Raw genomic sequence first — 13679 nt, 5'->3', positions numbered from 1 at the left:
TCGTGTCGAGCGAAGTCGAGACACTGACGCGTGATGTCTCGGCTTCGCTCGACACGAGCGGGCGCTTGGGTGAGGGGACTTACAATTCCCGCAGCACCTGCGCCGGCCGCGTCCGCAGCAACCCCACCGACCCTGCCACCGCCAGCACCATGACCAGCGCGACGCCTCCGCCCAGCACGCCGAGGATGCGCGGCCAGTCGGGAAGCCAGTCGAATTCGAACAGCCACACGATCACGCCATAGGCAACACCCGTGCCCAGTAGCAGCGCCACGCCCGCCAACAGCGCGCTCAGCAGCCCATATTCGGCCAGCAGCAGCACCAGCAACTGGCGGCGGCTCGCGCCCAGCACGCGCAGGATCACATTGTCATAGGTCTTGCGCTCGCGCGCCGCTGCAATCGCGCCCGCAAGCACCGCCATGCCCGCAAGGATCGCGACGCTCGCCGCTGCAAGGATCGCCGTGCCCATCTGCGAAAGGATATCGCGCGCCTGCCCCAGCACTGGCCCGATCTCGATCACCGAGCTTGAGGGCAGGGCCTTGACCAGTCCCGACAGGATTGCGCGGCGCACCGCAGGCGTCTTGGCATCCGCAGGCAGGCCGATGGTCGCGGCAAGGTTGTGCGGCGCGTCGGCAATCGCGTTGGGGCTGAACACCAGCACATAGTTGAACCCCATCGAATCCCAGTCTATCCGCCGGAAATTGGAAATCCGCGCTGTCCGCTCGACGCCGAGGATCGACACCCCGATCATGTCGCCCAGCTTCAGCCCCAACGCCTCGCGCAAGTCCTCGTCCACCGAAACCAGAGGCTCGCCCGAGTAACCAGCCGCCCACCATTCGCCCGCCGTCAGCACATTGCCCTCGGGCAGAGCGTCGGCATAAGTCAGCCCGCGATCGCCGCGCAAAGGCCAGGCGTTGTCGGGAATTTCCTTGAGATCGGCCACCCGCGTCATCGCGTTTTGCGGTCCGTAGGCGACGATGCTCCCGCGCAACGATGGCACCGTGCGCAACTCCGCCGCCGGGGCAGCCGACTTCACCACCTGTTCAAACGCCGCCACGCGGTCGCGCGGCAGATCGAGCACGAAGTAGTCCGGTGCCTTGGTCGGCACGCGGCGCACGATGTTGCCATCAAGGCTGGTCTGCACGCCCGCCAGCAGGACGAATGCGGCAAGGCCGAACCCCAGCGCCACCACCAGCGCCGACGTCTGCGCGCCGGGCCGATGCAGGTTCGCCAGCGCCATCCGCGCAATCGCGCCCCTGGGCCGGGGCAGGCGCGCCGCAACTGCGGTCAGTCCGCGCCCAAGTCCGGTCAGCAGCAGGAACAGCACCGCTGCGCCGCCCAGAAATCCTGCCGCCAGAAGCGGCTGTGGCGCGGTCAGGATTGCCAACGCCGCAATGCCGGCAAGCCCCGCCGCCACCGGCAGCAGCGCCGCGCGCCACGATGACCCTAGCGGGCTCACCCGCGCCCGCATCAGCGCCATCGCCGGAAAATCCCGCGCGCGAACCAGCGGCGGCGCGGCAAAGGTCAGTGCAATCAGCGCGCCATAGCCCGCCGCGATTGCCAGCGCCCCGGCGTCGATCACCAGCCCTGCCTCGATCGGCAAAAGCCCCTGCAAGGCCTTGCCGAGCAGCGGCGTTACGCTCACGCCCACGATCAGGCCGGCGATGATGGCGAGGCAAGACGCCGCCGCCAATTGCATCAGGTAGATCCGCGCGATGTCGCCGCTCGATGCGCCGAGAATCTTGAGCGTGGCAATGCTTCCGCGCCGCGCCTCGAGATAGGAATTCACCCCGTTGCCGATGCCGATCCCCGCAATTGCCAGCGCCGCCAGCGCCACCAGCACAAGAAACTGCCCCATCCGCGATACGAACCGGTCGAGCCCCGGCGAGGCACTGTCGCGCGTGCGCACTTCGTAGCCTGCCAAAGGAAACTGCGCCTTCACCGCATCGCCCAGCGCCACAGGTTCGGCGCCTGCAGGCAGCTTCACGCGCAGCTTCGTTCGCACCATCGATCCGGGCTGCACAAGCGCGGAAGCCGCCAGCGCCTCGCGACTGACGATCACCGTGGGCCCGAGCGAGAAGCCCTCCGCCATCCGGTCCGGCTCGCTGCCGATCACCCCGCCAATGGTCAGCACGGCCTCGCCCACCTGCAAGCGGTCGCCGACCTTCACGCTCAGCCGGTCGCCGACCCCCGGCGCGATCCACGCCGTCAGACCCTGCGGCGCGCCCGCTGCCTTGCCGCCTTCGAGTGTAAAGCGTCCATAGAGCGGCCACTTGCGGTCAACGGCCTTTAGCTCAACCGGCGTCGCACGGTCCTCTTCCCCCGGCACGGTCGCCATGGCTTGCAGTCGCGCACCTTCGGATAGGTCACCCATCGCGGAAATCCGCGCGCGCTCATCTGCCGAAGGCTGGCGCGCCGCCAGCGTGAACTCCAGATCCGCGCCCAGCATTTCGCGCCCGCGCGTTGCCAGTTCGCGCTCGATCGCGCCGGTCAGCGTGCCGATGGCCGAAAGCGCCGCGGTGCCCAGCACAAGGCACACCAGCAACAGCCGCTGGCCCTTGAACCGCCAGTCCAGCCCGCGTCGCGCCAGCGCCCATGCGGCACGCCATGACAGGTTCACGCTGCCGCGTCCGATACGATCAGCCCGTCAGCCAGACGCACGATCCGTCCGCAGCGCGCCGCCAGCGCCTCGTCGTGCGTCACCATGATGAACGTCGCGCCCACCTGTCCTGCGCGCGCAAACAGGAGGTCGGCCACCGCCTCGCCATTGGTGTGATCGAGGTTTCCGGTCGGCTCGTCGGCAAACAGGATCGCCGGGCTTGGGGCAAGCGCGCGGGCAATCGCCACGCGCTGCTGCTCGCCGCCCGAGAGTTGCGCCGGGTAATGGTGCAGGCGATGCCCGAGCCCGACGGCGACGAGTTCCGCCTCGGCCCGCGCCATGGCATCGGGCATTCCCGCCAGCTCCAGCGGCGTCGCCACGTTTTCCAGCGCGGTCATCGTCGGCAGCAGGTGAAAGGCCTGAAGCACGATCCCGATCCGCCCGCGCCGCGCCGCCGCCAGCCCGTCTTCGTCCAGCGTGGTGAAATCCGCACCCGCGACGTTCAGCGTTCCACTGCTTGCCCGGTCGAGCCCCGAAAGCAGCGCCAGCAGCGACGACTTGCCCGATCCCGATGGTCCGAGCAGCGCCAGCGTTTCTCCAGCGTTAACGGACAGGTCGATCCCGCGCAGGATATCGACTTTCGCCTCGCCCGAACCGAGCGAGAGAGTAAGGGCGGATGCGGCGATTACCGGATTTGGGGTGCTTGTCACCGGGCTCAGGTGGCATAGATTGGTTGCGGGGCGCAACCTGCCTAATTGTAACAAAGTGCCGCTCGTCTGGACGGGTGGACAATGGATGTTCCATGCGCACGCCAAAACTTGCTCTCTTTACGCTGCCCCTCTTGCTGCCGCTGGCCGCCTGCGCGCCTGACAAGGCGCCCGAGCCTTCCCCTGCCGCAACCGACACACTGGCCGCAGCGTCACCGGTCCCGGCCGACGCGCCGGTGATCCTCGCTTTCGGTGACAGCCTCTATGCCGGCTATCAGCTCAATCCGGGCGAGGGCTATCCGCCCCGCCTCGAGGCCGCACTCACCGCTGGCGGCATACCGGCGCGCGTGATCAATGCCGGCGTTTCGGGCGATACAACCGCCGCCGCGCTGCAACGCCTTGCCTTCACGCTCGATAACCAGCCCGTGAAGCCCACGCTCGCGCTCGTCGGCCTTGGCGGCAACGACATGCTGCGCGGCCTCCCGCCCGAACAGACCCGCGAGAACCTCGATGCGATCCTGACCGAATTCGACAAGCGGCAGATCCCGGTCGTCCTCACCGGAATGCTCGCCGCGCCCAATCTGGGGGAGGATTATGCGGGAAAATTCAACCGCATCTGGCCCGAACTTGCCAGACAGCACAAGGCAGGGCTGGTGCCGTTCTTCCTCCAGCCGGTGATCGGCCAGAAGACACTGATGCTCGAAGACAACGTCCACCCCAATGCTCAAGGGATCGACCGGATCGTCGCGGCCACACAGGCACAGGTGGCCGAAGCGCTCGAGGCGGCGATGAAGAAATAGTGCGAACGGAGGTATTCATCCCCGCTCCACAACTCCGTCCCGCACCGACCAGACCGCACTGGTGCCGGCAATCTCGGCAAAAGGCGCAATCTCGGTCCCCGTCATCCACACTTGCGCGCCGGATTCCGAGAGCCGCTCGAAAAGCGCCGAACGCCGCACCGGATCAAGATGCGCCGCGATCTCGTCGAGCAGCAGCAGCCTAGGTCTCTCGCCCGCGGTCAACCCGGCATGGGCCAGCACTATCGCGATCAGCATCGCCTTCTGCTCGCCGGTCGAGCAGTCTGCGGCAGGCGCGTTCTTCGCAGCCAACGTCACCGCCAGATCATCGCGGTGCGGCCCCGCAAGCGATCGCCCCGCTGCCCGGTCCCGCCTGCGCCCCTCGCGCAAGAGCGCGCGCAAGGCCTCAGCGTCCACTGGCACCTCGCTGGCATAGGCGAGCAGCGGCCGGGCGAACGGCTGATCGGGCAGGCCTTGCAGCTCGCGTCCCAGATCGGCCACAAGCGCCGCGCGCGAAGCCGCCATCGCGGCCCCCGTCTCGGCCATCTGCGCCTCGATCCCGTCGAGCCACACCGGGTCCGGCTCCGCTGGTTCACCCAGCAACCGGTTGCGCTCCCTCAGCGCGTTCTCATAGCGCGTGGCCGTGCGCGCGTGCCCCGGTTCGCGGGCCAGCACCAGCCGGTCGAGAAACCGCCGCCGCGACCCCGCGCTTTCGGCAAAGAGCCGGTCCATCGCAGGTGTGAGCCACGTGATCGAAAGCCACTCCGCCAACCGCGCCGCCGGGCCTTCCGCGCCATTGATCCGCACCGAGCGGCGGTTGGGAGCCTGCGGATCGGTCGCCGTGCCGATCTGCACCGCGCCGTCCTCGATCTCGGCCGCCACCGCAAAGCCGCCAGCGCCATCGCGCCCCGCCATCTCCACCGGCTGCGCCCGACGCAAGCCGCGACCCGGCGCCAGCAGGCTGATCGCCTCCAGCACATTGGTCTTGCCCGCGCCATTCTCGCCCACCAGCACGTTGAACGCACGCATCCCCTCGAGCCGCGTCGCGGCATGATTGCGAAAATCGCGCAAGGTCAGGCGAGTGAGGGACATGGCTGTGGTGGCGTTAGTGGGTTTGGTGCTTCGTGGAAAGAAGCCTCACCCGGAGTGAGCCTTCCCGATCAAGCGCTGTGCCGCGCCGCGATCCGCAACGCGGTGATCAGGATGTAGATAAACGGCACCACGATGGTGAAGGCAATCGCGGGCCGCTGCCAGTACTGCGCGGCCAGCACCAGCAGCGCGAAGCACGCAAAGACCGCCAGCACCGCGCCGAAGATCAGCGCCAGCCCTTTCCAGTGCACCGGCACGTAGGCCCACAGCCATTTGCGGAACCAGATCTCGCGCTCCATCAGCCGGTGCCCCGTTCGATCAGCCCGTGCTTCTTCATGCAATGGCGCAACTGGTCGTAGCTGAGGCCCAGCGCCTTTGCGGTCTGCCGCTGGTTGAAGCGGTTGCGCCCCAGGTGATGTTCGATGATCGAGCGTTCATGCGCTTCGACCGCGCTGCGCAGGTCGGTCACCGCATCGAGATCGGGCGCTGTTGCTGCGCGCGCCGGGGCGGGGCCTTCCATTTCTGCCGCGCGCGGGGGCGAAATCGGCTTCCATGCGCTCTCGAACGGATCGAACTGGACATGCGCGATCGGCGTCCCGGCGTCGTCCCAGCGATAGACCGCGCGCTCCACAACGTTGCGCAACTCGCGCACGTTGCCAGGCCACGCATAGTCTTCCAGCGCGCGCTGGGTCTGCGCGGTAAAGCCCGGCCACGCATCCCAGTGCAGTTCGGCGGCCATGCGCCGTCCGAAGTAGTCGGCCAGCACCGCGATGTCGCCCTCGCGCACTCTCAGCGGGGGCAGGGTGATCACTTCGAAGCTCAGGCGGTCGAGCAGGTCGGGGCGGAAGCGCCCCTGCTCGGCCATCTTCGGGAGATCCTCGTTGGTCGCCGCCACGATGCGCACGTCGACGCGCACCGGCTTGCTCGATCCGATCCGCGTCACCTCGCCATATTCGACCGCGCGGAGCAACCGCTCCTGCGCGCCCATCGACAGCGTGCCCAGTTCATCGAGAAACAGCGTGCCCTTGTCCGCTTCCTCGAACCGGCCGGTCCGCGCGCGCGTTGCACCCGTAAACGCGCCAGCCTCGTGCCCGAACAGTTCGGCCTCGATCAGCGTCTCGGGCAGGGCTGCGCAGTTCATCGTCACCAGCGGTTCGGTCCAGCGCGAGGACAGGCGGTGGAGGCGTTCGGCGATCAGCTCCTTGCCGGTCCCGCGCTCGCCGATCACCAGCACCGGGCGGCGCATCGGCGCGGCGCGGCTGGCCCGCTCGACCGCGTCGAGAAAGGCGCTCGATTGGCCGATGAACTGAACTTCCCGATCCATCCCCAACGAATAGCGCATTTCCCCAAGAGTCGGCAATATTCCCCAACATTAAAGGTGAATAAAGCGGCGAAAAGGCCGGAAATCTGCGGTCCTGAGCAATTGGCACACCCCTTGCTCTACCATGAACAACCCCGGCCCGCAGGTCGGAACACACCGCCGAAAGGTCCGCATGATGTACACCGCCCGCTTCTTCTCCACCCAGCTTGGACGCGCCAGTCTCGCCAGCATCGGTGCGATGGTGGTCCTGTGCTGCTTCGCGCTGACCCAGCAGGTGGACGCCGTGCCCACGGTCATGGCATCCTCGGCTGCGATCACCGGCGAACTGGCATGACCGAAGACCTCACCCCGATCCGTCCCGAGCGCGTGGAGGCTTCGCGCACCACGCGGCTCGATGCCGAACTGGAGCGCCTGCGCACCAACCCGGCTTCTGGTGATCGTCCGCGCGCTTCGCAATCATTCTCGTCCTTCAACTCCGGAGTAAACCTGATGGGCATCTTCTCGCGGACTCGCGATATCATTGCCGCCAATTTCAACGACTTGCTTGATAAGGCGGATGATCCTGCCAAGATGATCCGGATGATCATCATGGAGATGGAGGAAACGCTGGTCGAAGTCCGCGCCTCTGCCGCCCGCACCATCGCGGACCAGAAGGAAATGGGCCGCCACGTCGCCAAGCTCGATCGCCTCCAGGCCGATTGGTCGGAGAAGGCCCAGCTTGCCCTGTCGAAGGACCGCGAGGACCTCGCCCGCGCCGCACTGGTCGAAAAGAAGAAGGCCGCCGACATGGGCGAGCAGCTTCGCACCGAGATCACCGTGCTCGACGATGCCATGCGCGCCTACGAGCAGGATATCGAGAAGCTGCAGACCCGCCTGCGCGAAGCTCGCAGCCGCCAGACCGCGATTGCCGCGCGCCTCGAAAGCGCCGAAAACCGCGTCCGCCTGCGCACGCTGCTTGCCAGTGAGCGCGTGGACGAGGCGATGGCCCGCTTCGACCAGCTCGAACGCCGTGTCGACTACGCCGAGGGCCGCGCCGATGCGCTGAGCCTGGCCGACAACACCGGCAAGCCGAGCCTCGCGGACGAAATTTCCGCGCTCGCCGGCAAGGACAAGATCGACGAGGAGCTCGAAGCCATGAAGCGCGCGCTCGGAAAGGAAGACTGAGCCATGGAAGACGCCATTCCCGTAATCGCGGTGGTCCTGGGCCTGCCGTGGATCATCTTCCACTACATCACCAAGTGGAAAACCGCCGCCACGCTGACCAGCGGCGATGAAAACCTGCTGGAAGAACTCTACCAGCTGGCCCGCCGCCTCGATGAACGCATGGACACCGTCGAGCGCCTCGTCGCCTCGGACAACCCGGAGTTCAAGCCCGCCCGCATCATGCACGACCGCGAAACCGACAACCAGAAACTGCGCGAACTCGACCGGATGTTCGCCGAACAGGGAAGGACCTCGAAGTGAACAGCCCCCGCACCCGCTTTTACCGCGACAAGGTCAATGGCAAGTTCATGGGCGTCTGCGCCGGGGTTGCCGACTACACCGGGGTCGATGTGCTCTGGGTCCGTCTCGGCTTCCTGATCCTCGCCTTCTCGATGGGCTGGCCGTTCATCGCCTACTTCGTGCTCGGCATGCTGGCCGGCAAGAAGCCCGGTCATCTCTACGGCGATCGGCAGGAGCAGCAGTTCTGGCAGCGCGTCCGCCAGTCGCCCGCCCGCACTGCCCGCGAGGTGCGCGCCCAGTTCCGCGACATCGACCGCCGCCTGGCCGACGTCGAGAGCTTCTACGTCAACAGCAATCCGCGCCTTTCGGCCGAGATCGAAAAGCTGCGCTGAAGCGCGCAAAACCAGCAGCCTTCGTCATTGCGAGGAGGCAAAGCCGACGCGGCAATCCAGATTGCAGTACGAAACGGCTCTGGATTGCATCAGCCTCCGGCCTTCGCAACGACACTGCATAAATTGTGGACCAATAGCCACAACAACACTTCATGAGGGACTGACTGATGGGACCTGCAGAATTTGGCGCCCTGATCCCGATCGTTGCCTTGTGCATCCCGATCGTGGCAATCTGGACCAAGCACCGCACCAAGATCGCCGAGATGCAGATCAACGCGACCGCCGAACTCAGCGCTGAAAAGGCCGCGCAATACGCCAGCCACACCCGCGAACTCGAAGAACGCGTCCGCGTCCTCGAACGGATCGTCACCGACAAGGGCTTCGACACTGCGGCCCAGATCGAGGCGCTCCGCCGCGACAGTGCAGCGCTCGAAGACCGGAGGGCGTGATGAACTGGGCTGGGCCGGAATTCGTTTTGTGGATCATCGCCATCTCGACGGGCGGCTGGGTGATCAACAACTGGATCCGCGCTCGCCATGGCTACGCGCTGGAAGACGAATGGGGCGGCAAGACCGACCGTTCGGACCACGAAGCCGTGGTGAAACTGCGCGACGAGAACGCCATGCTGCGCCAGCAGCTTGACGCGACCCACCAGCGCCTCGCCAACGTCGAAGCCATCGTCACCGATCGCGGTTTCGACGTGGCAGGGCAGATCGAGGCGCTGCGCGTCACTGGAATTCAGGCCACTGGCGTCCAGGCCACCACAAATCAGGGAGGCCAGCCGTGAACGAAGACCTCATCATCGCGCTCGTGTTCATGGTGATCGTCGTTCCGGTCGTGCTCGGCATCGCATCCGACATCTACAAGCGCCGCCTTGCCTTTCGCGAACGGGAACTGGAACTCTTCTCGAAGCAGACTGCCGAAAAGGCCGCGCAATACGCCGCGCAGTCCGAACGGCTCGAACAGCGGGTGCGCGTGCTCGAACGCATCGCCACCGAAAACAAGACCGACCTTGCGCTGCAGATCGAATCGCTGCGCGACATCAAGGTCAACTGAGGAAGATGAAGCCATGACAGGTTGGAGCGCTCTGGTCGCCATTGTCGCAATCATTGCTTGGGCCAACATCCGCATGAACCGCGACAGGACCGGCGCGTCGTCCGGTCCTGCCGAGGTCGACCCGGCGTACACCGCCAGTCTCGAGCGCGAAGTCGCCGAAATGCGCAAGCGCCTCGAAGTGCTCGAACGCATCGCCACCGACGAAGGCGAAACCCACCGCCTCTCGCGCGAAATTGAATCGCTGCGCGAGAAGTAGAACGATTGTGTGGCGTGCAGACACATCCCGCAGCACACCCACCCTGCTGCGACTAACGCATCCTGCGGATGCGCAAGTCTCGCTCCCCTCCCTCAAGGGAGGGGCTGGGGGTGGGTTTACGGCCTCAGTATTTGGCAAAGACACAAGCCCCAAAAGTAAACCCTTCAGCAACAGGGAGTTGCCCACATGACTTCCGATATCGTCTTGTCGCTTTCCGCCCTGACCGGCCTCGCCATGATCGCGCTCGCCGCCCTTCGCGGCTGGGACGGCTGGCTCTCGCTCAAGCGCCTCGAACTCGAACGCGCGGAAACCGGCACCGAATTCGGCAATGCCGCCAGCCTGATCGACCTTGCCGACATGCGCGAACGCCTGCGCAAGCTCGAAGCCATCGCTGCGGGCGTGGACCTGTGAGCCGCCATGTGGAGGGCGCGACCCGCGCCGGGATCGGGCTTGGCAGCGCCATTGCCGTTGCCATCTCGTGGAGCCTGCACAAGTCTGTCGTGTGGGCCGCGATCCACGGCGTGCTCTAGTGGATTTACGTGATCTGGTTCGCGCTGACACGTCCGGGCGGACTTTCGGGCTGATCGCGTTCCGCCGTGGACGCAGGCGCAGACGCTCGCTAAAGCCCGCCCATGCGCAGCCTTGACGACATTCTCGAAGAGTACGAATTCCTTGATGGCGACGAACGCTATCGCCTGCTGATTGAACTCGGCCGCGAACTCGAAGAGATGCCTGACGCCCTGAAAACCGACGCAACGCTGGTGCGCGGCTGCTCTGCCAGCGTCTGGGTCTATCCCACGCAGGGGCAGGGCGGCACGCTGCATTTCCTGGCCGACAGCAATGCCGCGATCACCAAGGGCATCGTCGCGCTGGTCCTCGCCGCCGTGCAGGATAAGCCCGCCGCGCAAGTTGCCGCCATGGACGTCGCCGAAGCGCTCGGCCCCTTCGATCTCAAGAAGCAGCTTTCGTCCAACCGCACGCAGGGCGTGCCCAACATGATCGCCCTCGTGCGCGAACACGCCGCTCGTCTCGCGGCTGCGGCCTGACCGGCGGGCAGGGCCGGTGCGTCTGTTCTGGTCCGCGCTTGGATTGATGTTCGTCGGCATCGGCGCGGTTGGCGCGTTCCTGCCACTGCTGCCGACCGTTCCCTTCCTGCTGCTCGCGCTGTTCTGCTTCGCCAAGGGCAGCCCGCAGTGGGAAGCGCGCCTGCTCGCCCATCCGAAGTGGGGACCACCCTTGCTCGAATGGCGCACCCGCCGCGCCATTCCTCGCCGCGCCAAGAAGGCCGCGCTTTTCGCCATGGCCGTTTCGGTAGCCGTAACGGCGGTCACCGCCGGCTGGCCCTGGGTGCTCATCCCGGCAGGCGTCATGGCGCTCAGCGGCACATGGATCTGGACCCGCGCCGAATAGCGCACTCCATCCCTCAATCAATGTTCCTTATTTGTTCCGTTTCGGATAGAGTTGCGCGGGACTCGAAAGGAACGGATTCGCCCCATGATCTCGCTGACCATCGGTCCTGCCACCGACTGGCTTGCATGGTCGGCCAGCCTGATCGCCGCGCTCGCCTGGCCGCTGGCTGCGCTCGTCATCGCGCTGATCTTCCGCAAGCACTTGCTCGCCCTGCTGGCGCGGCTCGACGAACTGAGCTGGGGCGACAAGTCCGCGCGCTTCGCCCGAAAACTCGACAGCCTTGAATCGCAGGCCCCGCCATTGCTGGCGACCGAGGACTCAGGCCCCGAACTCGCACTCTCGGGCGATCACAGCCGCTTCCTCAAACTGCTCGACCTGTCCCCCAACGCCGCCGTGCTCGATTCATGGTCGGGCATAGAAGACGCGCTGCAAGGCCTCGCCCACACCCACCAACTCGCCATGGCCGACCCCCTGCAAGCCGCCCGCCACCTCCACCAAAATGGCATCCTCCCCGCCCGCACCGCCGGCATGATCGGAGAAATGCGCGCCTTGCGGAATGCGGCGGCGCACAATCAGGACATCTCGGTCTCGGATGCGCTGAGGTTTCGGAACCTGGCGAAGGGAGTATTGAATGAGATCAGGTTGGCGTGAGGGAGAGCGCTTCTCGAACGCAAGCAAACCCGCAACATCCCCCATCCGTTCGTCCTGAGCCTGTCGAAGGACGCTCACAACACCAGCCCCAGACACCTGCAACCTCGCGCCCGCATGATACGTTGCTTTGGAGCGAAGGCCGCAGACCAAGCCCAAACCCCGGCGTAGCGTCCTTCGACAGGCTCAGGACGAACGGGTTTTGTGTGGGAAGTGAATGGTGTCGTCAGCTTTCCACCGTAGGCAATTTTGAAATGAACGACGGGTACCTGCCATTCACAGCCAAGGCGGAGAGTGATAACCCGTTGCCATGCCTACGACGGATGACATCTACTGGACCACAGAACACGAGGCATTTCTCGGTGTGCCCGGCGGGCCAGAAATTGTTGATTGGTTCGGTTTCACGCCTTCATTTCACGATGCCACCCTAGAAAAATTAGAACTAGCAACTGGAACGGCGTCAATTGTCCTAAAGGCATTCCGAATGACCGACGAGGTGGATGCCAAAGGGTATTTCGTGCTGGATAAGCACGCTTCCGTCACCTTTCAGCTATCGGGAGTAACCGGAATTCAACTGGAAGGTGAATCTGGCACCATCATTTCAGAATTAGGTATACGCCGCCTGACAGGCAAGCCGAACGGTTGGCAAGACGGGGCTGGCCCAAACGTCGGCGATTTTGAAGTGGCTTGGGAAAGCAGCTGGGGGTTCGACGGAGCTTTGTTTGCTCGCGAAGTCACTCTGGCAATGAAGCCGCTACTCTAAGAATGTCCGCAATTAGCGCCGTATCCGGAACGGCAGCTTTTTCTGCAGAATGCCCGATACCGGCCATTCGCGTCCCAATTGAACCAATGGCTGCATTCAGTCCTCGCGCATCGTCTCCGCTTTGGCAGGAAATGGGTGGCCAGCTGCCATGGCATTGCTTAAGTTGTTGGAATGAGAGAGCCTGACATTGATGGCGACGGTTGGTGCTTAGAGGATGGTGAAGCCAGACACCGAGAAGCCTCACAAACGTTCTGGATTCCGACATTAGAGCAGCGGGCGGCCCTTATGCCCGGAGATATGGCGAAACTGATCTTCCACATCGCGGTGGACAATGATGAAAAGCCTGTCGCGATTGAGCGAATGTGGGTTCTTGTTCGAGGCAGAGTTGGAGAACACTACCTCGGCACTCTCGATAACGACCCTCACGCGATCGGGGAAAATGATAAGTTCTGGAGTGGCATCGAACTGCCCTTTTCGGCGCGACACGTCATCGACATCGAACTTGCCGATGACGCGACACGCGCCCTCGCAAACAAGCCGCCGATGCGGACGTGGGATCGACGATAACCACTGATAAGCCTTTTGGCGTCGCATCCGAAGTCGAAGCAGCCCGCAACCCGCTCACCCCTCAACCGCCTCCCTTAACACCGCAATCCCCCGCTCGCGCTGCTCTCGCAATTCCCGCTTCAACGCCACCGGATCGCGCGCAATCACGAACCCGAAGCTCACCCCGCCTTCCTTGCCGATGGTCGCGTGGTGCAGCTTGTGCGCCTGGACCAGCCGCTTGGCGTAGCCGCGCTTGGGCACCCAGCGGAACCAGCGCTGGTGGACGAGGCCATCGTGCACCAGCGTGTAGATCACGCCATAGGCCAGCACGCCAAGGCCGATCCATGTCCCCGGCCACCACGCCGCCTCTCCGCGCACCAGCGGGCTCCCGATGGCGAAAAAGGTGATCGAGATCGCTGCCCCGAACACCGCGTAAAGGTCGTTCTTCTCGAAGAATCCCTCGTGCGGTTCGTGATGGTCGCGGTGCCAGCCCCAGCCGAAGCCGTGCATCACGTACTTGTGGCTCGACCAGGCCACGAACTCCATGGCGAGGATGGTAGCGAAGACGATCGCGATGGCAGCCAGCACTTGCATGGCTCGCCCATACACTCGGGCCACGTCGCCCGCGACACTTTCTTACACTTTGCCCGAAAGT

General features: G+C 65.0%; 22 protein-coding genes. 16 read left to right on the top strand and 6 right to left on the bottom strand.

The annotated features are described in order from the left end of the window. Window positions 1–79 precede the first annotated feature (79 nt). A complete protein-coding gene (locus AC2A04_RS04190) occupies window positions 80–2617 on the bottom strand; it encodes an ABC transporter permease (protein ID WP_484211055.1) in 2538 nt (845 codons plus the stop codon). Then, window positions 2614–3306 (bottom strand): ABC transporter ATP-binding protein, encoded by a 693-nt coding sequence (locus AC2A04_RS04185; RefSeq protein WP_484211054.1) that lies wholly within the window; start codon window positions 3304–3306, stop codon window positions 2614–2616. The genes AC2A04_RS04190 and AC2A04_RS04185 overlap by 4 nt, the downstream gene beginning before the upstream one ends. A 92-nt stretch (window positions 3307–3398) precedes the next feature. Here AC2A04_RS04185 and AC2A04_RS04180 point away from each other — a divergent pair, with 92 nt between their 5' ends. After that, on the top strand, window positions 3399–4103 hold the full coding sequence (locus AC2A04_RS04180) for an arylesterase (RefSeq protein WP_484211053.1): 705 nt from the start codon (window positions 3399–3401) through the stop codon (window positions 4101–4103). A 15-nt stretch (window positions 4104–4118) separates the two neighbouring features. Here AC2A04_RS04180 and recF read toward each other — a convergent pair whose 3' ends face one another. The 3 genes from recF to pspF all read right to left on the bottom strand — a co-directional run bounded on the left by recF (window position 4119) and on the right by pspF (window position 6513). After that, entirely contained in the window at window positions 4119–5192 is a 1074-nt protein-coding gene (gene recF / locus AC2A04_RS04175) for a DNA replication/repair protein RecF (RefSeq protein WP_484211052.1), read from the bottom strand. A gap of 68 nt (window positions 5193–5260) precedes the next feature. After that, window positions 5261–5488: a hypothetical protein gene (locus AC2A04_RS04170; RefSeq protein ID WP_484211051.1), complete on the bottom strand. Its 228-nt coding sequence runs from the start codon at window positions 5486–5488 to the stop codon at window positions 5261–5263. Further along, a complete protein-coding gene (pspF, locus tag AC2A04_RS04165) occupies window positions 5488–6513 on the bottom strand; it encodes a phage shock protein operon transcriptional activator (RefSeq protein WP_484211050.1) in 1026 nt (341 codons plus the stop codon). Before pspF ends, AC2A04_RS04170 begins: the two co-directional genes overlap by 1 nt. 121 nt (window positions 6514–6634) lie before the next feature. On the opposite strand from pspF, the gene AC2A04_RS04160 reads away from it, so the two are divergent. From AC2A04_RS04160 to AC2A04_RS04090, 15 genes are all read left to right on the top strand, one after another. Beyond that, window positions 6635–6844, top strand: coding sequence for a hypothetical protein (locus AC2A04_RS04160; RefSeq protein ID WP_484211049.1), 210 nt, complete (start codon window positions 6635–6637; stop codon window positions 6842–6844). Beyond that, window positions 6841–7674, top strand: coding sequence for a phage shock protein PspA (gene pspA, locus AC2A04_RS04155; protein ID WP_484211048.1), 834 nt, complete (start codon window positions 6841–6843; stop codon window positions 7672–7674). The genes AC2A04_RS04160 and pspA overlap by 4 nt, the downstream gene beginning before the upstream one ends. Window positions 7675–7677: 3 nt before the next feature. Then, a complete protein-coding gene (pspB, locus tag AC2A04_RS04150) occupies window positions 7678–7974 on the top strand; it encodes an envelope stress response membrane protein PspB (RefSeq protein WP_484211047.1) in 297 nt (98 codons plus the stop codon). Then, entirely contained in the window at window positions 7971–8345 is a 375-nt protein-coding gene (gene pspC / locus AC2A04_RS04145) for an envelope stress response membrane protein PspC (RefSeq protein WP_484211046.1), read from the top strand. Before pspB ends, pspC begins: the two co-directional genes overlap by 4 nt. Window positions 8346–8512: 167 nt before the next feature. Then, entirely contained in the window at window positions 8513–8794 is a 282-nt protein-coding gene (locus AC2A04_RS04140; protein WP_484211045.1) for a hypothetical protein, read from the top strand. Further along, a complete protein-coding gene (locus AC2A04_RS04135) occupies window positions 8794–9132 on the top strand; it encodes a hypothetical protein (protein ID WP_484211044.1) in 339 nt (112 codons plus the stop codon). Before AC2A04_RS04140 ends, AC2A04_RS04135 begins: the two co-directional genes overlap by 1 nt. Next, window positions 9129–9401 (top strand): hypothetical protein, encoded by a 273-nt coding sequence (locus tag AC2A04_RS04130; protein ID WP_484211043.1) that lies wholly within the window; start codon window positions 9129–9131, stop codon window positions 9399–9401. Before AC2A04_RS04135 ends, AC2A04_RS04130 begins: the two co-directional genes overlap by 4 nt. 13 nt (window positions 9402–9414) lie before the next feature. After that, window positions 9415–9657 carry a hypothetical protein gene (locus AC2A04_RS04125; RefSeq protein WP_484211042.1) on the top strand — a complete coding sequence of 81 codons (243 nt, stop codon included), beginning with the start codon at window positions 9415–9417 and terminating at the stop codon, window positions 9655–9657. A gap of 186 nt (window positions 9658–9843) precedes the next feature. Further along, window positions 9844–10068, top strand: coding sequence for a hypothetical protein (locus AC2A04_RS04120; RefSeq protein ID WP_484211041.1), 225 nt, complete (start codon window positions 9844–9846; stop codon window positions 10066–10068). Continuing rightward, entirely contained in the window at window positions 10065–10187 is a 123-nt protein-coding gene (locus tag AC2A04_RS04115) for a hypothetical protein (protein WP_484211040.1), read from the top strand. The genes AC2A04_RS04120 and AC2A04_RS04115 overlap by 4 nt, the downstream gene beginning before the upstream one ends. Window positions 10188–10289: 102 nt before the next feature. After that, window positions 10290–10703 carry a SufE family protein gene (locus AC2A04_RS04110; protein WP_484211039.1) on the top strand — a complete coding sequence of 138 codons (414 nt, stop codon included), beginning with the start codon at window positions 10290–10292 and terminating at the stop codon, window positions 10701–10703. Between the two features lie 16 nt (window positions 10704–10719). Beyond that, window positions 10720–11067: a YbaN family protein gene (locus tag AC2A04_RS04105; protein ID WP_484211038.1), complete on the top strand. Its 348-nt coding sequence runs from the start codon at window positions 10720–10722 to the stop codon at window positions 11065–11067. An 84-nt stretch (window positions 11068–11151) separates the two neighbouring features. Then, on the top strand, window positions 11152–11718 hold the full coding sequence (locus AC2A04_RS04100) for a hypothetical protein (protein ID WP_484211037.1): 567 nt from the start codon (window positions 11152–11154) through the stop codon (window positions 11716–11718). Window positions 11719–12025: 307 nt separating this feature from the next. Then, window positions 12026–12478, top strand: coding sequence for a hypothetical protein (locus AC2A04_RS04095; RefSeq protein WP_484211036.1), 453 nt, complete (start codon window positions 12026–12028; stop codon window positions 12476–12478). Window positions 12479–12649: 171 nt separating this feature from the next. Then, window positions 12650–13045, top strand: coding sequence for a hypothetical protein (locus AC2A04_RS04090; protein WP_484211035.1), 396 nt, complete (start codon window positions 12650–12652; stop codon window positions 13043–13045). Between the two features lie 54 nt (window positions 13046–13099). Here AC2A04_RS04090 and AC2A04_RS04085 read toward each other — a convergent pair whose 3' ends face one another. Next, window positions 13100–13618 carry a sterol desaturase family protein gene (locus tag AC2A04_RS04085; protein WP_484211680.1) on the bottom strand — a complete coding sequence of 173 codons (519 nt, stop codon included), beginning with the start codon at window positions 13616–13618 and terminating at the stop codon, window positions 13100–13102. Window positions 13619–13679: the final 61 nt, after the last annotated feature.

The sequence above is a fragment of the Novosphingobium sp. HNCC26DJ243 genome (genome assembly GCF_057180545.1).
This window is presented reverse-complemented; position numbering and strand designations above follow the sequence as displayed.